This is a genomic window from Flavobacterium sp. UW10123, from assembly GCF_040538975.1.
Classification (GTDB): domain Bacteria; phylum Bacteroidota; class Bacteroidia; order Flavobacteriales; family Flavobacteriaceae; genus Flavobacterium.
Window position 1 is genome coordinate 237,935 of record NZ_JBEWQE010000007.1, and the last position, 23,861, is coordinate 261,795.

Consider the following 23,861-nt stretch of genomic DNA (forward strand, 5'->3'; position numbering starts at 1 on the left):
GAGTTATTCGTTAGGTATGCTAAAAAGTTCAATATTCTGTACTTAAAACTCCTAACGAATAACTAGTAACTAATAACTTAATATCTCAAATTATAATCCCGTTGCCATTGTTTTTAAACCTCTTTCTCCAATAAGATTTTGTCTTACTTGAAGCGAACGATATAATGCTACTGGATTTAATGCAGCACCAGAACGAAGACGAGCTTCAGCAACTAAAGCGCGAACATCTGTACGGAAAGCATTCTGAAGAATTTCCTGTGCTTTTACCACATCGTTTTCTTCCTGTGCTTTTTCTAATGCTTTTCTGTCTACAGAAAGCGCTTGTGCATAAGCAATCATAATTGCTTCAACTGACTGTAATAAATCTTCCAACGGATCTTTGATATTGTGCGAAGCGTCAATCATCCAGCCTAAATCTTTAGCGTGATTCATTCCTCTCGCATCCATTCCTTCTACTAATTCATTAAAAATTAAGAATAATTGATATGGTTTTAATGCACCAGCAGTCAAATCATCGTCTCCGTATTTTGAATCGTTAAAGTGGAAACCTCCTAATTTGTTTTCCATTAATAATAAAGAAACAATCTGCTCGATATTAGCATTTGGTAAGTGGTGACCTAAATCAACCAAAGTCTGTGCTTTGTCACCTAACTTTTTAACATACGAATAAGACTGCCCCCAATCTGCTACAGTCGTAGAATAAAAGTTAGGCTCAGCACATTTGTATTCTAAAAATAATTTCCAGTCTGAAGGCAATGCATCATAAATTTCTTCTAAACTTTCTAAAGTATTTTGATACGCTTTTCTGAAGTTCAACTGTCCTGGAAAGTTAGAACCATCAGCTAACCAAATAGTTAAAGACTCAGAACCCAATTCGATTCCGTGTTTAATAACTTCAATATTATGAGCAATTGCTTGTTTGCGAACCGCTTTGTTTACATTTTGTAAAGAACCGTATTTGTAAGTGTGCTCAGAGCTTGCTTGATCTTGGAATGTATTTGAATTCATCGCATCAAACTTCAAACCATGCTGATTGGCAAGTGTTCTGATTGCTTTATAATCAGTCGGGATATCCCACGGAATATGAAGTGAAATTGCTCCAGAAGCGTTGTTTAATTTATGAAGCAAACCAACATCTTCAATTTTTTCTTCTAATGAACGAGGTTCTCCTCCTCCAGCGAAACGCCCGAAACGTGTTCCTCCTGTTCCTAAAGCCCAAGATGGAATTGCAATTTGAAAGTCGATTAATTTCTGAATAATCGCTTCTGTTTCATTTATTTCTGATGCTGTAAAAACTAACTTATTTTGGTGTTTTTTTAATAAATCTTCGTTATGAGATTCGATGTGGTTTGATCCGATTAACATAGTTATTGATATTTTAATAGAGTTTACAAGATATAACTTTTATATTTCTAGTATATTTTTTTAACAACATAATGCCGAAATTTTTGACGCTGATTTTACGGATTCGCTATCGCGAAGACGCTGATTGATGCCGATTTTATTTTCTGGTTTCACGCAGATTTAAAAAGGATTTTAGCAGATAACGCAAATCTTTTTTTTAATCATCTAAAAATTAAAATCTGTTAGATCTGCTTGAATCTATCAAAATCTGCGTGAAACAAAAAAGCCGTTTTTTTTTCCGCGTCTTCGCGATAGCGAATCCGTTTTATCCGCGTTCTATATTTTCCATATGTTTAACATTTTTTCAACTTAAAAATTTTATAGCAACTAAACTCTGGTTGTACTTCACTTTTTTGTTAAGTTTTCGTTGTAAAAGCGAATTGTTATATGCTAAAAAAATCTAACGTTCGAAAGAATTCGAACGCTAGACCACAAAAAACCACTTTTGCTTAAACAAACTTATATAAAAAACCTAAACAATCTTTATCTATAAAAGCCCATGCCTACGCCACCGTCTACGTTTAAGGCGTTTCCTGTAGATTTACCTAGTAAACCTCCAACAAAAGCATAACAAGCGTTAGCAATATCATCTGGCAATATGATTTCATTTAATAACGTACGTTTTGCATAGTAAGCCGGAAGTTCTTCAACTGTAATTCCGTATGCTTTTGCACGACCTTCTGCCCATCCTCCAGACCAAATGTTTGAGTCCGAAATTACAGCGTCAGGATTTACTGTGTTTACACGAATTTTATCCGCTCCAAGTTCTGCAGCCATTAAACGTGTTAAGTGCGCTTGAGCCGCTTTTGCCGAACCATAACCAGGGTTATTTGGACCAGCCACAACAGCGTTTTTAGAAACGATATTTACGATATCTCCTCCAAAACCTTGTTTACGCATTACTTCGATTCCTGCTTTAGAAACAATAAATTGTCCTTTAACCAAGATATCGTATAATCTATCCCACTCTTCAAGAGTATGTTCTGCAATAGATTTTGAAATACTGATTCCAGCATTATTTACCACAATGTCAACACCTCCAAAAGCTAAACACGCTTCGTCTAATGCTTTTTCTGTGCTTGCTTCGTCAGTTACATTCAATAAAGTGCTAGAAACTGCATCTTTTCCAAATGCTTTAACAAACTCTGCAGATGCACTTTGCAAACGCTCTTCGTTGATATCGTTAATTACAACACAAGCACCTTCTTGAGCAAATTTCTTAGCGATTGCTTTTCCAATTCCACCCGCAGAACCAGTAATCAAAGCCACTCTTCCAGATAATGCTTTTGGTTTTGGCATACGCTGTAATTTTGCTTCTTCTAACAACCAATATTCAATATCAAAAGCTTCTTGGTGTGGCAATGAAGTATATTCTGAAACTGCTTCAGCACCTTTCATTACGTTTACAGCATTAATATAATATTCAGATGCTAAACGAGCCATTGTTTTATCTTTAGCAAAAGTGAACATACCAACTCCTGGATATAAGATTACCACTGGGTTTGGATCACGCATTGCTGGTGAATTTGATTTTTTACATGCATTGTAATAGTCTTTGTACATTGCACGGTATGCTTCAAAAGCAGGAGTTAATTTTGCTTTAACTGCCGCAACATCTGACAAATCTTCGTTTGGATCTAATTCTAAAACCAATGGACTGATTTTAGTTCTCAAGAAGTGATCTGGACAAGAAGTTCCCAATGGAGCTAATTTTACTAAATCATTAGAATTAATGAATTCTAAAACTCTTGCATCGTCTGTATAATGACCAATCATTTGACGCTCTGACGAACAGAAACCTCTTAAGATTGGAGCTACTTTTGCTGCTTTCAATTTACGATCTGCTTCTGGAAGGCTGTCGATTTTCTTTCCTCCAAAAACTGGACGTTTTTTTCCGTAATTATCTTCTAAGTAAGAAGCACATTTCTCGATTACTTCCAGCGTATTGATATAACTATCAAACGCAGTATCTCCCCAAGTAAACAAACCATGAGAACCTAACATGATTCCGCGTAGTTTTTTACCGTTTTTTGCTGCTTCTTCTAAACAAGCTCTCAACTGAAGACCAAGATCAAATCCTGGACGCTGCCAGCCTACCCAACCGATTTCTCCGTTGAATAATTCTTCTGTGATTTTCTTTCCATCTTTTGCGGCCGCAATAGCAATTGCCGCGTCTGGATGTAAGTGATCGATATGTTTGAATGGAAGAAAACCATGTAAAGGCGTATCGATAGAAGGCGCTTTTGACGCTAAATCGAAAATACAGTGGTTGAATAATTCTACCATTTCATCTTCAAACTCAATACCTCTGTAAACGTTTTCAAGATTACGAAGTCTGTCCAAATACAAAGCTGCACAACCTGATTTTGTCAACGTTCCAATATCACCGCCAGAACCTTTAATCCACATTACTTCAGAAGATTCTCCAGTAAGAGGATCTTTGTCTGTAATTTTCACAGAAGTGTTTCCGCCTCCGTAATTGGTCAATCTTAAATCAGCTCCTAACAAGTTAGAACGATAAATAAAAAGCGCTACTTCATCACCTGCTAGTTCTGCTGCCTTAGCTTCATCCCAAAGGTAGCTTACATGCTTAAAATTCATATTATTAATTGTGTTTGTATTCGACATATAGTGTTTAAAATTATTTCTTGTATTTATAATGAGTTACCAATTCCTACCAAAACGATTGCAAGCATAATAAGCCCAATTCCCCAAAAAAAAGTTCTCATTGTTTTCTTAGAAACTCCTTTCCATTCTTTCAAATAAAATCCCCAAAAATTTGCTGTTAAAATGATGGTTGCCATGTGCAGAATCCATGAACTGGCACCATTTCCAAGTTTGCTTTCTCCCATTCCGTAAAAGAAAAACTGTAAAAACCACATGGTTCCGGCAAGAGCAGAAAACAGAACGTTTTTGGTTATTGGAGTAGATTTATCAGTATAGTTTTTAATTGATTTATTTTTAAAATTCAAGTAAAGGCACCAGATAAAATTGGTTGTTAATCCTCCCCAAAGCAGTACAACATAAGTCACATTATTTTGAAATAACGGATTAGCTCCATTTACAACAGCTTGTTCTGCCATAGATTTTCCAGCTTCAATTCCGTAATTAAAGAATGAACTTAAGATTCCAGAAATCACGGCTACAATTAAACCTTTTACTAGATTGAAGTCTTTGTCTTTATCTTCATGACCAGTTGCAAAATCTTTTTCTTTTAGCATTCCTGCTTTTCCAGAAATGGCTATTCCGATAAGATAAACCACAACTCCCAATAAAACAATCTGACCGCCAGTATTAGTAAGCATGTGAGAAAATGAAATTTTCCCTTCTGTTGGAACAAAATCATAATAAATTGCTGGAACTAAAGCACCAAATGCAGAGCAGAAACCTAAAGTGATTGAATTTCCTAAGGACATTCCTAAATAGCGAACGCCTAAACCATAAGTTAAACCACCAATTCCCCAAATTAACCCCATTGTAAAAGTGAACGTTTTTATTGACGGAGAAGCTGCTGCAATAATTTCAGTAAAATTTGGAATCGTTAAGTAAGCAGCAACTGGCGGAACAATCAGCCAAGAGAAAAATCCTCCCACAAGCCAATAGCTTTCCCAAGCCCAGTCTTTCACTTTTTTGAAAGGCATATAAAAACTACCTGAAGAAAATCCTCCGATAGAGTGAAAAATGATTCCTAATAATGATTCCATATTATTGTTTTTGGTTTAGGTTAGGTTTGTTAGTAATTTGGTTTTGTAAAATAAGAGAATGTCAAAAAGAAAACTGTCCTGTACTATCCTTTACAGATTTCATATTTTTTGTTAAAACTAGAGATTATTAGAAATAACGATCTGCAATTATTGGGTAAATAAATTTAAAATGGCTATTTTAGCAATCGATTTCGTAATTATTGATTCTGCATTTGGGTCAAAATTCAGAAATCATAAAAAAAAGATTACAAGCCTTATCGATTTCTCTTTTTCATTATGAAATGATTCTGCTTAACGGATTCCTTTTTTAAGAAGAGATTTTTTTAAATTATTTAGAATTAAAAAGAGTCTTGTTGAAATGCAAGACAGATTTCCTCCAAATGAACATGATTAAATTTATTAAAATAGACGAAGATTCTCGAGTTCCGAAATACAAACAGATTGTAGACTCTATCCTTCAGAACATTGCCAATGGAAATTTAAAAATCAATCAAAAAATTCCTTCTATAAATAGTTTCAGCGAAGAATTTTACATGTCTCGTGATACTGTTGAGAAAGCTTACAATATTTTAAAAGAAAGAAAAATCATTTCGTCAATTAGAGGAAAAGGCTACTATATTACTCGAACAAAATTAGAATCTAAAGTCAATGTTTTATTTCTGACTAATAAATTGAGTTCGTATAAAATGAAAACATACAGCTCTTTTATTGATACATTAGGAGCAAATGCGCATGTTGATCTGCAAATATACCACTGCGATGAAACTTTATTCTTGAACATCTTAGATAAATTTGAGGGCGCTTATGATTATTATGTCATTACAACACACTTTAAAACAGACGAATTAAGGCATTTAAGTTTTACTGATGATGTTGTAAGTGCCATTAAAAAGATCCCACAAGAAAAACTGGTTGTTTTAGATAATATCAAATTAGGAACCGGCGATGATGTCATTAAGATTTATCAGGATTTTGAAAATGATATTTATAATGCGCTGAAAGAAGGTCTCTCTAAAATCACAAAATACAAACGTTTAATTCTGGTTTATCCAGATAAAGCAGTTTACCCTTATCCGCGACGAATTTTGCACGGATTTAGAAAATTCTGCGTAGAACACGAAATTAATTTTGAAATTTTGAGTGAGGTTTATGATGATATGATCCTTAAAAAGGGAGATTTATTTATCACAATTGAAGAATCTGATCTGGTAAATTTAATGAAGCAAATTCGCGATGAAGAATTTGTTTTAGGAAAAGAAATTGGTGTTATATCTTATAATGATACTCCACTAAAAGAATTATTGGGAATTACTGTAATGTCTACCGATTTTAATGTTATGGGAGAAACAGCTGCTCGTATGATTTTAAATAAAGAAAGAGGTCAAGTAAAAGTTCCGTTTAATTTTATTGATAGAAATTCTATTTAGAAGGCGCAAAGGCACAGAGGTTCTGAGGGACAAAGGTTTATTCTCTTTGTCTAAAAGTCTACCCTTTTTGCTGATAATTTATTCTATAAAAAAACCTCGTCTTTTGAACGAGGTTTTAGTTGTATTATTTTTTTGATTCTTCGATAGAAACTTTTCTAAACTCTTTTAAAAGTTTTTCAATTTCCAAAGTCGATTTACGTGCTCTTGGTCCAGCAGCTTTAATTCCTTTTTCAGTCAAAGATTCAGCTTCAGCTTTGAATGTTTCAATTTCGGCGTTGATTTTTACTAATAAATCTTTCATGCTTATATATTGTTAAATTAAGCCACAAAAATAAAAGTTTGTGTGATAGTTACAACAATTTTGCTGTTAAATTTAATGCAGTTTTTCATTCATTTTCTTTACAATAATTTGACTTCTGATTTTTTAAAAACTTCAACAAACACAAAACACTAACATTCAGAATCTTATCAATAAACATAATTTCAAAACCACTTTTTGGAGCTTTCAATAAAGTATTTTAAAAAGTACTATTTTTTTCTAAAATATCTCTAGAAACACTTCTAGTGGAGAATTACTAAGTGGAGAAATTACTCAAAAAAGGGAAATTTTACTCAATGAGAATCTCATTGAGAGAGACATTTTTCATAAGCATTGACCAAAACTGGAAAAATTACTTTATTTCAACTTTTACTTTTACAGAAAGCTGTTTGGCTAAATTTGTTACATAATTGGTAAAAAAAGCAGAATCATTAAAGCCTTTATCTGCGCTGAGTTCCCAAGCTGCAATTGCATAATAACTGATTTCTTTATTGTTTTCAACTTTTAATTTTGCTAAATATGAATCTGTGAGCTGCCCCGTTTTTGGAGCTTCGATGTAACCTTGATAAATGCTTGCGGGAACTAAAATAGCTGTTCCTAAAATCCACTGGCGCTCATACGTTAGATAATCGTGCTGAATTAAACATACCCAATCTCCAGCTTCAATAACCTGAAGCGGATTTTTATTGTTCAAATTAGAAATTGCAGCCAGAAAGGTTTCTTTTCCTTTTATGCCATTTATAGAAACAGTGTTTTTGTAACCATACATACTTGGCCAGATAGAAGTGGTTTCCTGTACTTGATAAAGATTTCCAGAGGCATTCCAGTTTTGATAGTGATAACTCAAAACTGAATTTACAGGTCCTTCTGTAACAATTTTAAAAGTCGTCTTTTCAACATTATTTATAGTGTCATTTCCTAAAATTCCTAGTCTATTTATTTTGTTATCAATTAACAATGCGTAACCGCCTAAACCGACAGAATTTCCAACAGGAAAAATATCCCTCCCCCAATCGTACATAACATGGTAATTATCTTCAACTGCACCTTTGCTATTTATCCCAACATTTTCAGGAGTTATTCCTGGGAGTTTTTTACCGAAAACATCTTTAGAGTTTCTTCCATCCAAATAATGTCTAAAACCAACCTTATCGTTTTCCCAAGTTGGGCCGTCTGTCTGGTATTTTTGATATCCCAATTTTTTATGAACTTGATCTGCCAACAAAACTTCTTGTGTATCTGGATGAACAGGAAGATTTTTGCCTTCTCTTTTTCCAAAACGAACGCTCGTTTTTATAGTAAACTTAGGATCTGTATCAGACCATTTTAACTGAATAATTTTTTCTTCATTTGAAGAAAAATCAGCTGTAAAGAAAAGTTCATCCCATTTTCCATCTCCATTAAGATCGTTTATCTGCGCGGGAATTGTGTCTGTTTTGAAAAGTAAAATGGGAAAATTTCCTTTATTATTACCAAGATTTTCCTTTTTTATAGAAATTGCTTTTTGAGATAAAACTAACGAAGTACTATTTTTTAATACAATTGTATTTTTTGAAGCGGTCTGAGAAACTTTACAACCACTTAAAGATGCAATAATAAAAGCTATGGGAAGATAGAATATGGCTCTTTTTTTCATTCTTTCTGTTTTTTATATTTTTAAGAACAATGTAATGCTTTTAATTGTTATTACAACACTTAAAAACCAAAATAATACTTTTAAAAACAAAATGAGCAAAAAAAAGCAGGACAATGAACAATAACCATCCTGCATTTTAAAACATATTATTAGTCAATAATATGAACGAAAAAATATAAAAAATAAAGTAAACTACATTAAAAAATACATTGCTTTATAATATTCATTAAACTTTGTTTGCGAAAGATTTGATTGAGAAACTGTTTTTTTTTCATTTCTAAAATCTAAATTCTTTTTTAAAAAGAGCTTTACTTCTTTAAAAATTTCACGACTGGTTTTTGATTCATCAAACAAAATCAAATTATGGATAGCATCTATAAAAGATAAACTTCTATAAAGCTGTTTGTTAAATAAACAAACCAAAGTATTTGTTCTTTTATCTTCTTGCAAAAAACGAAGTAATTCTTCTCTGTTGTAGACTACATAAATTATACGATCGCATTGATTTATCAACTCTTCATTTCTATCTGCAAAGGATTTTTCTAAAAACTCAAATTCATCTTTAAATTTTCTCTTAAACATTTTCAGAAAAATACCATTATCATCATGTACTAAAACTCGCTCCTTTTGCATTATTTCTTTTCTTTATGACTATAATTTACCTTGATAGTTCAAGGGTTAATAACTAAATATAGAGCAAAATTAGACCTGCTTTAATTATAAAATAGCTCCAATAAGTCATAAAACAATCATTATAAGGTATTTTTAGATCATTCGTAAAAATACATCAGACCTTTATTATGTGCATAACATGATTTTCAACAAACGAAAGCAATTCTTCGATTTCTTGACGATTATGATCTTTCTTTGAAATAGAAATTATATAGGCATTTTTTTCTTGCACATAAAGGAACAAGAAATTTTTAGTAGAAATAACTTTTTCAATCTTTGTCCATTTATGTTTTAATTCTCCCAAAGGAGATTTAACGCAAATATCAGAATAACTAAAAGTGAGTTTATATCTGTTATAAAATTGTTTGTACTTTACAAATCTTTTTGCTAAGCAGAAAATTGCTCTGGATATAGTATCGGCAAAAAAGAATTGAATAACTACTAAAAAAACAAAGGTAAGCAGGCAACTTATCAGCCATTGGAAAAAATCAGCTTCTCTTACAAACTCAAAAGCTGCCAAAACCAGCGCAACTATAAACAAAACATATACAAACCACTCCTTAAACAAATGTTCAAAGTACATTTTGTTAAGTTTTCTAATTTCAGAAATATTTAACTGTAACTCTAAAGAAAAATTAGATGCTGTCATATTTTTATTCTATTTAAATCTGCTATTCTTTACAAAAGTATGTCAATAAGAAAATGTTATTCGGACTTAGAAGTTTTTAAAATATCAGAATAAGACCAAATTTCTATTCTGCTAATCATTATTTCAATAAAAATTCCTCACAATAGGCTTGCAAAAAAACAGTTACAAATAAGTTCGTTTTTTATTATAGAAATATATCTTTAAAAACTACCCTAAAAAGACAAAAAAACATCACAATACGACGTTAATTAAACACCTATTTATTTTATTTTCAAATAGTTAAGTTTTAACTTTCTTTTACATTTATGTCAAAGATATTTATTTACTTTTGAGCCGCTTAACAAAAAAACCATAAATATTTTCTTATAATGAATCTGAAATTAACAGAGGAAAATCTGAAAGAAAAAATCAAAGAACTTACTTGTCTATATGAAATTTCAAAGATTATTTCTAAATCGAATTCTATTCATATACAGACACTTTACGAAATTATAGTTTGTACAAAAAATGCTTGGCGTTACAATGAAGATGCAATTGTTGAAATTCATGTACTTGATTATCATTTATTCACTTCTGAACAAAACGAACCAAGTATTTTTCAACTTAGCTCAATAAAAATTACTGATAATAATTGTGGTTACATTAAAGTAAATTATCCATCAAAGAAATATTTCCAAGAAGATTTTTACGAAGATGAGCAAAAACTTCTAGACACCATTGCTATAGAAATAGGCAATTATATAGAAAAATATCAGACGTTAGAAAAAAAAGCTGCTCTACGAAGAACACTTGAACGCATGGAACGTCTTACTCTTTTGGGCGAAATGACAGCTGGAATTGCACATGAACTAAATACGCCATTGGGTAATATTCTAGGTTTTGCGGAACTTATTAAAGACCATAATACTGATCCAGATATTGATTCTGATATTTCAATTGTAATTAACTCTGTTATTTATTCAAGAGAAATTGTAAAAAGATTGATGTTTTTTTCTTGTGAAATGCCACAAAAATTGGAGGTACAGAAAATAAAACCTGTTATACTCTTTGCATTATCCTTTTTAAAATCAAACTTTCAAAAGAAAGAAATTAAGAATGAACTTGTTTTTAAAAATGAAAATATTACTGCAAAATTTGACTCAGTGCAAATTACTCAAGTTTTGTTTAATTTAATTATAAATGCCATCTATGCTTCTCCTGAAAAAAGCACAATCAAAATAATTATTGATAATGATGAATATAATTTATTTTTAAAAATAGAGGATCAAGGAACTGGCATTCCAGAAAACATCAAAGAAAAAATATTTGATCCTTTCTTTTCGACTAAACCTGTAAATTATGGATGCGGTTTAGGATTGAGTGTTGTTTATGGCATTATTAAAAATCATGATGGTAAAATTATGCTGCAAGACAATTTTCCAAATGGGACAATTTTTATAATTAAAATCCCTCTAAAATAGGTAAAAATGAACTTTAAAAAAGAAAACATACTGGTTGTAGATGACAATAACGATATGTTAGATTTAGTGCAGAGGCAATTAAAGTCTTTTAATTATCGAACCTACAAAGCCTCTTCTGTAACTGAAGCCATCGAAGTCTTAAAACAATCCACTATCCATTTATTAATAAGCGACATAAATATGCCAGACATAAATGGTTTGGAGTTGTTAAAATATGCCGAAGAACATTATCCATCATTACCCAAATTAGTCATTTCAGGTATTCCTTCTATACATAATGTTGTAAAAGCAATGAAGTCTGGAGCTTTAGATTACTTAACAAAACCATTTACAAGCGATGAATTACACAAAGCAATTACAGATTCTTTGGTAAACACAAGTTTAATGTTGTCCTATAATTTTGAAAGTTCTCAAAACGAAAGCGAATATGGAGAAATAATTGGCCATTCCTGCCAATTTAAAGAAATGATAGAAATAATTAAACGAGTAAAAGATACTAAAGTGAATGTACTGATTGAAGGAGAAAGCGGTACAGGAAAAGAGCTTATTGCCAAAGCCATTCACTTTACAGGAAAGTTCTGCGGTAAACCTATGATAACGGTAAACTGTGGTGGAATTCCAGAAAATTTAATGGAGTCAGAATTATTTGGCCATGTAAAAGGGGCATTTACTGGAGCCTCAGAAACCCGAACTGGATTATTTCAAGCTGCAGATGGCGGTACAATATTTCTGGACGAAATTGGCAATGCTCCATTACTAGTTCAAACAAGACTACTCAGAGTATTACAGGAAAAAGAAATCGTAAGGGTTGGATCAACAAGACCAGAAAAAATTGACATTAGAATAATTTGTGCCACCAATAGCAATCTGGAAGAAATGGTATCCAAAGGAACTTTTAGGGAAGATCTGTATTATCGAATTAATGTTGTCAATATAAAAACGACACCATTGAGAAATCGCAAAGAAGACTTGCCATTATTAATAAAAACTTTTATTGAAAAATATTGCAAAGAATATAATAAATCAAACTTAAAAATTAACGAAAAAGTAACCGAAGTTTTATTTCGTTACGATTGGCCAGGAAATATTCGGGAACTAGAAAATCTTATTCACAGAATGGTTATTATGAGCGATGATTGTGTTGAATTAAGCCACGTTCCAGATCATCTAAAATATCATATTCCTACTTCGCAAGATATTTTTAAATCACTTAAAGAATATGAAAAAGAACAAATCTTAAAAGTTTTATCATCTGTAAACAATAACAAAACCAAAGCTTCCCAGATTCTACAAATTGACCGCAAGACGCTAAATCAGAAAATTCTTTAAAAAAAAGAGCGTTTTCTCCCCACCCGACCATAAATTACCTACCTAATTTTGACCAAAAAAAGTAACCCTCAATATAATAAATTGATTTACAATATAATAAAAATCAAGGCACATAATTTGCCTGTAAAAGACAAAAAAGTATTAAAATAAATCAAAATTTAATAAATGAAATCTCTTCCTACTCTTAAAAAAGCTTATCCAAGCAGTCTTTTAAAAAAAATGAAGCTATATGTTTTCTCAGACCTTGTATCGTTTCCAAGGAAATATCACATCTTAAACCTGCGTTATAGCCGTTGAAAGTTCGGCACTTACTATTCCCTACCCCATTCTAGAGCACAAAAAAACCTACACAAAACTAAAAATCAATAACTTACAAATAAAAATATTATCAGTTAAGCAAAAATAACTTAACTTTATAATACAAAATCCACATTTCCATGAAAATAATTGAGCATCGTTATAGTGCAGATTTAGAATGGGTAGAGCATTACGCAACCCAAATTGGAGGAAAAATTGAAGGAAATTTTATCACTACAGAGGAAGATTTCCAAACTGGAACCAGGTATTTTTTAGATTGCGGTGATGGCATTATCGCTTATTATCTCAATGTAGAATACCATCGAAATTTCCATCTTATACAAAAAAATCTCAATCAGGATTTTGTTGGTTTTTATTATAATCTTACTGAAGGAGAAGCAACAGTTAGAAGCGGGCATTTTATGTACAATGTGGGACGATGGCAATACAATTTATCTGTAATAGACGGAGCTTTAGAATCAAGATATGAAGTTGTAAAAGGAAGCAAAACTTTTGCGCTTTGCATTTTTATCAAAAAAAGCATGATTAAAGCTTTTCTTAAACGAAACAATATTATTATTGAGAATATCGATACTTTCATAGATTCAAAAGTAAACACCATTGTTCGTTTTGACAGGATGAGCAATGAAAGTTTCCATGTACTAAGCGATTTAAAAAAACTAGAAGTTGGTGGAGCTGTTTTTGATTTGAATTTGAGAGGCACAGTTCATCTACTCATTTCGAACTATCTCAAAAAAATTGCTACAAAAAGAATTATCATACAAACCGTAAATGAAAGTGATCTTGCAAAGATAATTAGCATTCAGATGTATTTGATTGAGCATTTAGGAGAACATTTTCCAAGTATTCATTTTATGGCTAATATGGCTAATATGTCTGAATCTAAATTTAAAAATCTATTTAAAAAAATAACAGGCGATACTGCCAATGTTTTCTTTATGGAAAACAAACTGCAACTTGCCAAAGAGCTTCTAGAACAAAAACAACTTACTGTTTCTCAAGTTTCAGATCAGCTGCATTTTACAAATAATTCTTATTTCGCATCAAAATTTAAAGAACATTTTGGGCTATCGCCAAAAGCATTCTATAAGCAATTGTAACAAATCTATAATAAATACTTTAAGCCTATGAGAAAACTTACGCATTATTATAGTTTAACGCCAGAGTGGCAACTAAATGTAGCAGAACAGTTAAATACCAAAATAATAGACAACAAACTAATTGTAATACCGAGTCATGTAGGAGATGGTTTTTTCTATTTCTCTCAAATTATGGAAGGTATTTCTGTTGTTTATGCAGACTTAGTTGCAAAGGAACCATTGAAAATTATTCGTCAAAAATCTGATAATGAGTTATTCATTTTTCACTTTGATTTAAGCGAGCATGTTAATCTCATTAAAATTAACAATGTAGATTATGAAATAGGCTCTTTTAACCAATTGGATTTGGCCATTTTAGACAATCAAATAGAGAGCGCTTTTAAACCCGCAGTAAATGAAAGAACCATTGCTTTAAGATTGTTAATCGATAAAAAACTTCTTCATGATTTCATCCTGAAATTTAGTACCAGTGAAAATTATTTTGCAAAAAGCAAATCAAACAAAAAAGCGTTTTACCATTATGGAAATATTGACAGTAACAGTATTTTATTGATTCAATCCATAAAAACAAAATCGGTTTACGATCTATCTTTTGATTCGTTTTTAAAAGGAATTTCATTAAAGATATTAGGCAATTTTTTCAATAAATTCTATGAGCCTAAAAATAAAAACCTTAAACTTACAGATGTAGAAGGTCAAGCACTAGAAAAAACAAAAAATTATCTGGCCAATAATCTATACGGCCCGTTTCCTTCTTTAACCTTTTTATCTGGAATGGCTGGTATGTCTGAATCTAAATACAAAAGCTTATTCAAAAAACATTTTAACGATACTCCTAAAAATTTTTTCATAGATGAAAAAATAAAACTTGCTCAAAAACTCTTAAAAAGCGGAGAATACACTACTTTGACCGCTGTAATGTATGAACTGAATTATACCAAACTCAGCTACTTCTGCACAAAATATTTTGAGGTTTTAAAAAGAAAACCTACTGATGACTTTATCAAAAAAAATGCAATAAAAAAAGTGACTTAAAGTCACTTTTTTTGTTTGTATTCTATATTATTCTTAAAGTAAGAGCCCGATATTTAAAATTTTCTGTAAAAAAAGCTGCTGGCAATATACATCTATTGCGCAACAGCTTCTTAAAGAAAAAAGAACTTCTATTTATCAAAACTGATTATAAACTCTGAACGTCTATTCAATTCATGTTCCTTTTCAGAGCATATCACTCCATTAGAACATTGATTTAATAAATGTGTTTCACCAAATCCTTCTCCGGTAATTCTTTCTTTGGCAATACCTGCTTTTACTATATAATCTACTGTAGATTTTGCCCTGTTTTGAGAAAGTTTCATATTAAACTCATCTCTTCCTCTACTATCTGTATATGAGTTTACTTTGATAGTAATGTTTGGACGGTCTTTCATGAGAACAACAACTTTATCAAGCTCTTTCTTAGAAGATTGCCTAATATTGTAACCATTTAAGTCAAAATAGATAGGACTTAGTTTTAACTTATCTGTTAAATCGTCACCATTTTTAATTTTAACTTTTTCTCCGTCAACCACTACTTCCATTTCTCTTGTTACATCAAAACTGATTTCTTTTTTCTCAAGAGGTTTCAATTGGTCTACATCAACGGTTTTGTCTGCATAAGACGCCTTTGTATAAACAGCTTTATCATTTTGATAAGGATCTAAATATAATTTATACTTACCATCATTATCTGTTTCTGTCGTACCTATGCTTTCATTGTTTGGATTAAACAATTGCACTTTGAAGTTTGAAACAGGTTTGCCATTTTCTGTAATCGTTCCAAAAATCATAGATCTGATATCAAAATCAAAAGCTACTGGTCTTGTTTCTGTAAAGCTATAAATATCATCATTTCCGCTTCTGTTAGATGAAAAATAGCCTTTTTTGCTTTCTGCATTTATTGCATAAGCAAAATCATCTGAAGCTGTGTTGACACCATCACCCAAATTTACAACATGATATTTTCCGTCGTTATCTTTCATGGCAGCAAACACATCAAGTCCTCCAAGACCTGGATGTCCGTCTGATGCAAAGTACAAAATACCTCTACCGTCTACATAAGGGTACGTTTCACGGCCCGGAGTATTAATCTCATCACTCAATTTAGTAACGTCATTACCTACCAGAACACCTTTTTTGACACTTACCACATATAGATCTGAATTTCCAAAACTATTATTGCGATCTGAAGCAAAATAAAGTTGTGATTCGTCTGGACTAAGTGCCGGATGCGCCGATGAAAACCCGTCGCTGTTTATAGGATAAGGCAATTCTTTTACGTTTTTCCATTCTCCTTTGACATTTTCTGCGACATAAATTTTTAAATAATTCGTACCATTTTTATCCGCACCTAATTTTCCGTCTTTAATATTATTTCTGGTAAAATACATGTATTTACCATCTTTTGTTACTGCCGCACTACTCTGATGGTATTTTGTATTTACATCACCTTTTAAAAGCACAGGATCTTCTAAACCTCCATCTGTCGTAATTTTAGCTTCGTACATTTTCATGAACGATTTTTCATTCCAGCTGTGTTTTCTTTTAATGATCACTCCAGTATCTTTAGCAGAAGCATAGATTACTTTGTCTTTGTCGTAAAATGCAGTCCCATAATCTGAAACAGGCGTATTAAGATTGACTGCTTTAAAATTATAACGTCCTGACTGTTTTTGAATATCAGCCAATAGCTTTTGTTCTTTCCAGTCATCGCTTAAGTCTTTCTTACCTGTAATGGTATAATATTTTTTAATTACAGTATTGGCTTCGCTATATTTTTTTACATTGTTTAGGGCTTGCGCATATCTGAAATAAAATTCTGGATCTGCAGACTGTCCTGATTTGAAAACTTTAGCATAAGCTTCTTCTGCTTCAGGATACTGGCCGTTAAAGTAATAGCAATTACCCAACTTAGTTAAAACTTCCAATGAAGTATTTCCATTATCTGCGAGGTTTTTGTATAACTTTCCTGCCTCCACAAAAGCAAATTCATTATATTTTTTGTTTGCTTTTTCTGTTTTTTTATCCTGTGCATGTATACCTCCTATCTGTAATAAACAAATACAAAGTAAAACGAATATTGTTTTTAACTTTCTAGATATCATTTTTTATCCTTGTTTGTGGTTATTAGAAAAATCTTGGAGTAACCAGTCTATACTTAGTTGAAGAGAACAAATCGAATCGAAGGAAAATCTCATGTGATCCTGAATTGTAATTTCCGATTTTCTGCGTATCGTAATCATAAGCATAACCAATGTTTAAACCTGGTGTAACCTGAAAACCTGCCATTGCACTTACAGCGGCATCCCATCTGTAGGCGGCTCCTAGAGTTAATTTCTCATTAAACAGGAAGTTTGCCGATAAATCTACTGCCAAAGGTGCACCGCTAACCATTTTTACCATAGCTGCCGGTTTAAACTTTAAGTTATCATTAAGATCAAATACATAGCCCCCCATTGCATAAAAGTGCATTTTTTGAGAAGCGACAGAAACTTTAACATCATCATAAAACTTAGTTTCCAAAATCATTGGCACAGATAAACCTGCATACCATTTTGAAGAATGAAAATAAACTCCTGCTCCAAAATTTGGAGAGTTTTTTGTCATGACACCAGTCATAAACGGATCTTCAGGATTTAGTACATTTAGTTTATTATAATCGACCTGCATAAAATTTCCTGATGCACTGATCCCTAGCGACAAAAATGTATCTGCTGAAAGCTGAATTGGGTAGGCATAATTTGCTGTTACAGTCGTTTCTTGCGAAGGCCCAATTTTATCACTTACAACTGACAGACCTAAACCTTGCCCGTTTTCAGTAATTGGCGATTCTATAGAAAAATTGGCTGTTTTTGGAGCTCCGTCCAGCCCTACCCATTGTGTTCTGTACATCCCAAATATACTTGGTATCCCGCGGGTTCCCGTGTATGCTGGGTTTATAGTCATCGTATTGTACATATATTGCGTATACTGTGACTGCTGTTGTGCCGAGATTTCAAAAATCCCTGCCAGTAATAAGATTAATAAATATGAAATCTTTTTCATTAGTTCTAATTCCTTTTAATTATTGATTATTGATATACAAATAACCCGTTCTCTCTACTACTTTTTTACCAGTATTGTATTTCAGAATATAGAAATACGTTCCTGTTGGAAGTTTATCACCTCTCTTAATTGTAGCACGTCCATCAGAATATCCTCTGAACATGTTGTCACTTTCATTATAAGACTGAGCATCATAAACTTTAACTCCCCATCTATTAAATATCTCAACTTGATTGTCTGGGAATCTATCAATTCCTTTAATCATAAAGCTGTCATTTAGACCGTCATCATTTGGTGAAATTGCATTGTATATTACAACATCATCCGGTTCTGGCTGTGCTTTTTTAACTAAAGCCATGGTAAAAATCCCGTAGCCGCTTACTTGTGCGGTTATTAGCTTTTCGTAAGGTTTTCCAGCCAAAGGATCACTTATTGCTCCTTTTTCGTTTACCCATTTATTGGAAGCGGCATCCCAGCGTGTAATAACCACATCATAATCATTACCAGGGTTAAAGAATTCTGCTGGCGTGGTGCGGCTGTCCATTGTTAAGCTTAAGACAATTTTATCTGCACCCTGATCCTGCGTTACTTCCCAATATTCATTATTGTTAATATTTAGAATTTCTTCTACTTTTTTATTGTGAGAGTAGAGTGTATTTGAGTTTTTATTAAAATATTGCGTGGTATAAATACCGCCGTTTTTTGTTCCTGCTGCGTGGTAAGAAGGCCTGAAATAATTTCCTGCTCCTACCGGAAATTCAAAAGTTGCAACACCGTCTTTTTCTACCTGACCGTCAACAAAACTCAGGTCGCTTGTTTTGGTGTGTGCGGCATTTTCTCTAAAAATTACTTTTCCGCCGTATTCTCCTGCTTGGATAACTCCCTTATCAAATTCTGAATTACCTCCTACGGCTATCTTACCTGATAAATGAAATGGCACTAAAGAAGAGGTATTTCTAAAAATGGCATTTTTTAGGTTGGAAACCTGTGCTCCCTCCAAAAACTGGTCTTCTGTTCCTATAAAATAGGTAGATCCGTTTTGGGTGTCTGTATAGGTTACTGTACCGTCATTTTTCCAGTTTTGAAAAATGTAAAGATTACCATCGTTTATAAAATTACCCGATGGAGTGTTTTCATAATCCATGTAAACCCCAACTATAGTGTTGGGCTCTATTTTTACATCGCCCGTATTTACCATTTGAGCATTTATTGTATGACCTGCAAATAAGCAAAGTGCAAAACCTGCCAGACCAACTCGAGTTCTTCCTGTTTCCCAAACAGAAACTGAGTTTCTTTTTCTATTATCCAAGTAATTATTGTTCATTTCTTGTCTGTATTTATTTCGGTGGTTCATGAATTAATCTTGTGCAAAATTAATTTAGGCTTTACAGCTGGCTACCCCGAAAAAGTTATTGTTGTATTAGAATAGGGTCAAATTATTTTATTGTTTTTTTTAACTGAAAAACTGTTTACTTTTAACCATACAAAGTTCCTACTCTGCAGCTGTATAGAGTAGCCGTAGAAGTTTTTAAACTTACATATTAAGCTATTTTTATATTTTTGAAGCGTACAGTTGTTCTCTCAGCATGTTTTACAGACCGTAAAACTTTCTAATGCAGATAAAACAGTGATTGGGTAAAAAAAACCGACTGCCTGCGCAATCGGTTTTTGTTGGTAAATTGCGTTTTAGTTTTTGTTTACCAGTTGTTGCACAACAGCTTTTAAATCGTTAAGCTCTTTTTGAAGGCTCTCAATTTGAGTTTGCTGTTCTTGTACTGCTTTTACCAATGGCACTACAAACTCTGAGTAGCGAAGGCTATAGTAGTCATTTTCATTAGTTGGTTTTACTACCCCGCTAAATTTATAGCCTATACCATTTGCGGCTGCCTCAACCTCTTGCGCAATAAAACCAGTCTGCAAGTCTGTAGTTCCTGTTTTCATGTGGTAGGTTACTGGGCGTAGTTTATTGATGAAATTTAAACCATAAGTACTGCTTACAATATCTTTTTTTAAACGCTGATCTGAATAGTTTGACCAAGCAGTATAACCTCCAATACTAATCATATTAGCATCTCCTACAGTTACAGTATTTGAACCTTTTCCAATTACGTTGCTACCTATTACAATTTCGTTAACAGAATTATTAGCAAGTGCTCTGGTGTTGGCACCTATGAAGATAGAGTTATTTGCTGCAGCAAGAAACTTAATATCACCAAGGCCTGAATTAACACCAAAATAAGAACCAGCATTATTTCCAAAAGCAATATTGCTGTCACCAGAATTCAAAAGATCTAAACTACTACTTCCTAAAGCAGTGTTAAATTTCCCACTAATATTTTTACCCATAGCAGCATCCCCAATAGCAACATTATAACTTCCAGAAGAATTTTGCGACATTGTAGATACACCTATTGAAACATTACTATTACCCGTAGTATTTAAAAGCATACTTTGCATTCCAATCGATACATTATTCGACCCCGTAGTATTACTTTGCAAACAATTATATCCTATAGCTATACTATTACTTCCTGTTGTATTATATAAAAGCGCATCGGAACCAATTGCAACTAATCCTGCACCTATTGTATTCCTAAAAAGAGCCCTAGATCCAAAAGCTACGCTATAATTTCCAGTATTACTCGCCAAAGCATTTATTCCAAAAGAAGTATTATTAACAGCAATTTTTCCACTCTCAGTATTATTTCTCTTAAAAACCAAATCTTGATCATCTTTTGTTCCAATAAAATTTGTTCCAGGCGTTGTTCCAGTATTTCCAGTTGTATTCCAGTTTGTATTGGCAATTTTACGCACCACACCACTCGCATCTGTTGTTAAATATTGGTCGGTTAGCGCACCCGTCTGCAAATTTGCAATAGTTAAAGTATTTACAGAAGTTGTTGTTATGGTTGTTGGTTGGGTTAAACTGCCTCCTAATTGTATTTTTCCATTTGTGGCTGTTAAACCGTTGTCTGCTGTACCTGCATTTGGGGCAATTTGTATTTTTTTACCATTTATGGTTGGTACTGTTTCTGTCTGCGCTATTATAAACCCACCTTGAAGCAATAACAGCATGCAAATTATTTTTTTCATTTCTAAATTGTTTTAAAAAATTATGTCTTTTTAAATCTAATAGCATTAAAAAAGGCTGCTTACTTTAATGAAAGCAGTGGCAGCCTTTTCCTACCTACTATTTTGAATAATCAATAATTATATTATCTCCGGCTTGTAAAATGAAAGAGCCATTGTTTGCAGGAATATACGTTAGCGTACTTCCGCTTACTGTATAGGCATCTTTGTCTATACGCACACCATTAATGTACATTTTTACTGTAGACAATGTAGATGGCGTACTTCCCAGCGCAAAATTTGGTTGCCCTGCATATGTAAACTCCACAATTACCTGCTGAGGCACAGTCGCCTTAATGATATAAGCATCTGTTGCTGTTCCAGTACCAGTAATAGTAATATTAGAACCTGCTACAGTATCTACTTTACCACCAATTCCTGTAGCTCCCGTTGCTCCTGTTGCGCCCGTAGCTCCCGTTGCACCTGTAGCTCCCGTAGCACCTGTGGCTCCTGTAGCACCCGTAGCTCCTGTAGCTCCTGAATTACCAGTAGCACCTGTAGCACCTGTAGCTCCCGTAGCACCTGTAGCACCCGTTGCTCCTGTAGCACCTGTAGCTCCCGTTGCTCCTGTTGCTCCTGTTGCACCTGAATTACCAGTAGCACCCGTTGCTCCTGTTGCTCCTGTAGCACCCGTTGCTCCTGTAGCTCCCGTTGCACCTGTAGCTCCCGTTGCACCCGTTGCTCCCGTTGCACCTGTAGCACCCGTTGCTCCTGTTGCTCCCGTAGCACCTGTACCACCCGTTGCACCTGTAGCTCCCGTTGCACCTGAATTACCAGTAGCACCCGTTGCTCCTGTTGCTCCCGTAGCACCTGTAGCTCCCGTTGCTCCTGAATTACCAGTAGCACCTGTTGCTCCTGTAGCTCCTGTAGCTCCCGTAGCACCCGTTGCTCCTGTAGCACCTGTAGCTCCCGTTGCTCCTGTAGCTCCTGAATTACCAGTAGCACCTGTTGCTCCTGTAGCTCCTGTAGCTCCTGAATTACCAGTAGCACCTGTTGCTCCTGTAGCTCCCGTTGCTCCTGTAGCTCCTGAATTACCAGTAGCACCTGTTGCTCCTGTAGCTCCCGTTGCACCTGAATTACCAGTAGCACCTGTAGCACCCGTTGCACCTGTTGCACCTGAATTACCAGTAGCACCTGTTGCTCCTGTAGCTCCTGTAGCTCCCGTTGCACCTGAATTACCAGTAGCACCTGTAGCACCCGTTGCTCCTGTAGCACCTGTAGCACCTGTTGCTCCCGTATGACCTTTAAGCCCTTCTAAGAATTCAGTGATAGACTTGCCGTCATTTCCAGGAAGACCTTTCCAGATCTCGTATGCCGATGCTCCGGTATCTCCTTTTGCTCCAGCAAGTCCTGTCGCTCCAGAATGCCCCTGAAGCCCAGCTAGGAATTCTTCAACCGTTTTGTTTTCGTTGCCAGACTGCTCTTTCCAGATCTCATATGCTGATGCACCTGTTGCTCCTACATTACCGCTAATCTTAACCCAGTTCGTTGAACCGTTATTCCATTCTCTTGTACGGTCAGCAGTGTTGTCTGCTGTTCCTATATAAGCATAGATATCGCCTTTAGCATCTTTTATAATAGCATCAAGAGTAGTGACTACCCCATCAGCACCTTTTGTTCCGTCTGCTCCAGGTATTCCGTCGATACCGTTTGTCGATTTCCACTTGCCTGGATTTTTAGGATCCTTAACGTATACTTTTCCCGTCTGATAGTCAACATAGATCTCGATGCTCGGATCAAGAGCGGGCACCTGAGCTTCCGGAAGACCGTTGCCTCCCGCTACTCCGTTCTTGCCGTCAAGTCCGTTGATTCCATTGATCTTAACCCAGTTTGGCGACTTGGAAGCCCATTCCGCATCGCGTCCAGCAACCGTCCTGTCCTCTCCAACATAAGCATAGATATTGCCCTGCGGATCTTTAACAATCGCATCCAGCGTCGTGATTGAGCCTGGGGTTCCTATTTCTCCTTTTGTTCCAGGAAGCCCGTCCGCTCCGTTAAGCCCGTTGATCTTAACCCAGTTCACGGACTTCGCAGCCCACTCGGCATCGCGTCCCGCAACTGTTTTATCCGTTCCCACATAGGCATAGATATTGCCCTGCGGATCTCTTACAATCGCATCTAGAGTTGTGATTGAGCCCGGGGTTCCAGGCGCTCCAGCAGCACCCTGAATTCCGTCTGCTCCGTTCAGCCCATTGATCTTAACCCAGTTCACGGATCTTGATGCCCATTCGGCATCGCGTCCCGCAACCGTTTTGTCATCTCCAACATAGGCATAGATATTGCCCTGCGGATCTTTAACGATAGCGTCTAGGGTTGTGATTGAACCCCCTGTGCCAGGCGCCCCAGGAACTCCCGGAATTCCGTCATTGCCGCTTAGGCGGATCCATTTATCGTGATCTTTAGGGTCTCGCACATAAACGATTCCCGTCTGGTAGTCAATATACATTTCAATTGTGCCGTCGATTCCCGCTGTGCCAGGCGCTCCAGGAACTCCGTTGCCTCCCGCAATTCCATTCTTGCCGTCAAGCCCGTTGATTCCGTTGATCTTAACCCAGTTTGGCGACTTGGAAGCCCATTCCGCATCGCGTCCAGCAACCGTCCTGTCCTCTCCAACATAAGCATAGATATTGC

General features: G+C 34.5%; 17 protein-coding genes. 5 read left to right on the forward strand and 12 right to left on the reverse strand.

Annotated elements, in window-relative coordinates:
• Positions 1-90: 90 nt before the first annotated feature.
• The 3 genes from ABXT06_RS10225 to rhaT form a co-directional block, all read right to left on the reverse strand.
• On the reverse strand, positions 91-1,365 hold the full coding sequence (locus ABXT06_RS10225; protein ID WP_354590675.1) for a sugar isomerase: 1,275 nt from the start codon (positions 1,363-1,365) through the stop codon (positions 91-93).
• A 522-nt stretch (positions 1,366-1,887) separates the two neighbouring features.
• Positions 1,888-4,032: a bifunctional aldolase/short-chain dehydrogenase gene (locus ABXT06_RS10230; RefSeq protein WP_354590676.1), complete on the reverse strand. Its 2,145-nt coding sequence runs from the start codon at positions 4,030-4,032 to the stop codon at positions 1,888-1,890.
• A gap of 26 nt (positions 4,033-4,058) precedes the next feature.
• The gene (rhaT, locus tag ABXT06_RS10235; protein WP_354590677.1) at positions 4,059-5,108 is read right to left on the reverse strand and encodes an L-rhamnose/proton symporter RhaT; all 1,050 of its coding nucleotides are present in this window, start codon (positions 5,106-5,108) and stop codon (positions 4,059-4,061) included.
• A 386-nt stretch (positions 5,109-5,494) separates the two neighbouring features.
• Between rhaT and ABXT06_RS10240 the strand changes: the two genes are divergently transcribed.
• On the forward strand, positions 5,495-6,535 hold the full coding sequence (locus ABXT06_RS10240; RefSeq protein ID WP_354590678.1) for a GntR family transcriptional regulator: 1,041 nt from the start codon (positions 5,495-5,497) through the stop codon (positions 6,533-6,535).
• Between the two features lie 124 nt (positions 6,536-6,659).
• Here the strand turns inward: ABXT06_RS10240 and ABXT06_RS10245 are convergent, their stop codons facing one another.
• The 4 genes from ABXT06_RS10245 to ABXT06_RS10260 all read right to left on the reverse strand — a co-directional run bounded on the left by ABXT06_RS10245 (position 6,660) and on the right by ABXT06_RS10260 (position 9,811).
• The gene (locus tag ABXT06_RS10245) at positions 6,660-6,836 is read right to left on the reverse strand and encodes a BF3379 family histone-like protein (RefSeq protein WP_008467640.1); all 177 of its coding nucleotides are present in this window, start codon (positions 6,834-6,836) and stop codon (positions 6,660-6,662) included.
• 370 nt (positions 6,837-7,206) lie between these two features.
• Positions 7,207-8,490, reverse strand: a complete 1,284-nt coding sequence (locus ABXT06_RS10250; RefSeq protein WP_354590679.1) for a DUF4861 family protein — start codon at positions 8,488-8,490, stop codon at positions 7,207-7,209.
• 192 nt (positions 8,491-8,682) lie between these two features.
• Positions 8,683-9,123, reverse strand: a complete 441-nt coding sequence (locus ABXT06_RS10255; RefSeq protein WP_354590680.1) for a hypothetical protein — start codon at positions 9,121-9,123, stop codon at positions 8,683-8,685.
• 154 nt (positions 9,124-9,277) lie between these two features.
• Positions 9,278-9,811: a YcxB family protein gene (locus ABXT06_RS10260; RefSeq protein ID WP_354590681.1), complete on the reverse strand. Its 534-nt coding sequence runs from the start codon at positions 9,809-9,811 to the stop codon at positions 9,278-9,280.
• Between the two features lie 368 nt (positions 9,812-10,179).
• Here ABXT06_RS10260 and ABXT06_RS10265 point away from each other — a divergent pair, with 368 nt between their 5' ends.
• The 4 genes from ABXT06_RS10265 (at position 10,180) to ABXT06_RS10280 (ending at position 15,053) form a co-directional block, all read left to right on the forward strand.
• Complete coding sequence (locus ABXT06_RS10265; protein ID WP_354590682.1) at positions 10,180-11,271, forward strand: sensor histidine kinase; 1,092 nt, start codon at positions 10,180-10,182, stop codon at positions 11,269-11,271.
• A gap of 6 nt (positions 11,272-11,277) precedes the next feature.
• Positions 11,278-12,600: a sigma-54-dependent transcriptional regulator gene (locus tag ABXT06_RS10270; RefSeq protein WP_354590683.1), complete on the forward strand. Its 1,323-nt coding sequence runs from the start codon at positions 11,278-11,280 to the stop codon at positions 12,598-12,600.
• 437 nt (positions 12,601-13,037) lie between these two features.
• Positions 13,038-14,018 (forward strand): helix-turn-helix domain-containing protein, encoded by a 981-nt coding sequence (locus tag ABXT06_RS10275; RefSeq protein ID WP_354590684.1) that lies wholly within the window; start codon positions 13,038-13,040, stop codon positions 14,016-14,018.
• A 27-nt stretch (positions 14,019-14,045) separates the two neighbouring features.
• Entirely contained in the window at positions 14,046-15,053 is a 1,008-nt protein-coding gene (locus tag ABXT06_RS10280) for a helix-turn-helix domain-containing protein (protein ID WP_354590685.1), read from the forward strand.
• 128 nt (positions 15,054-15,181) lie between these two features.
• Here ABXT06_RS10280 and ABXT06_RS10285 read toward each other — a convergent pair whose 3' ends face one another.
• From ABXT06_RS10285 to ABXT06_RS10305, 5 genes are all read right to left on the reverse strand, one after another.
• Positions 15,182-17,161 carry an OmpA family protein gene (locus ABXT06_RS10285; protein ID WP_354590686.1) on the reverse strand — a complete coding sequence of 660 codons (1,980 nt, stop codon included), beginning with the start codon at positions 17,159-17,161 and terminating at the stop codon, positions 15,182-15,184.
• A 22-nt stretch (positions 17,162-17,183) separates the two neighbouring features.
• On the reverse strand, positions 17,184-18,101 hold the full coding sequence (locus ABXT06_RS10290) for a PorP/SprF family type IX secretion system membrane protein (protein ID WP_354590687.1): 918 nt from the start codon (positions 18,099-18,101) through the stop codon (positions 17,184-17,186).
• Between the two features lie 19 nt (positions 18,102-18,120).
• The gene (locus ABXT06_RS10295) at positions 18,121-19,455 is read right to left on the reverse strand and encodes a T9SS type B sorting domain-containing protein (protein ID WP_354590688.1); all 1,335 of its coding nucleotides are present in this window, start codon (positions 19,453-19,455) and stop codon (positions 18,121-18,123) included.
• A gap of 332 nt (positions 19,456-19,787) precedes the next feature.
• The gene (locus tag ABXT06_RS10300) at positions 19,788-21,194 is read right to left on the reverse strand and encodes a tail fiber domain-containing protein (RefSeq protein WP_354590689.1); all 1,407 of its coding nucleotides are present in this window, start codon (positions 21,192-21,194) and stop codon (positions 19,788-19,790) included.
• 97 nt (positions 21,195-21,291) lie between these two features.
• The coding region (locus tag ABXT06_RS10305; RefSeq protein ID WP_354590690.1) for a collagen-like domain-containing protein at positions 21,292-23,861 on the reverse strand (2,570 nt) is incomplete at its 5' end.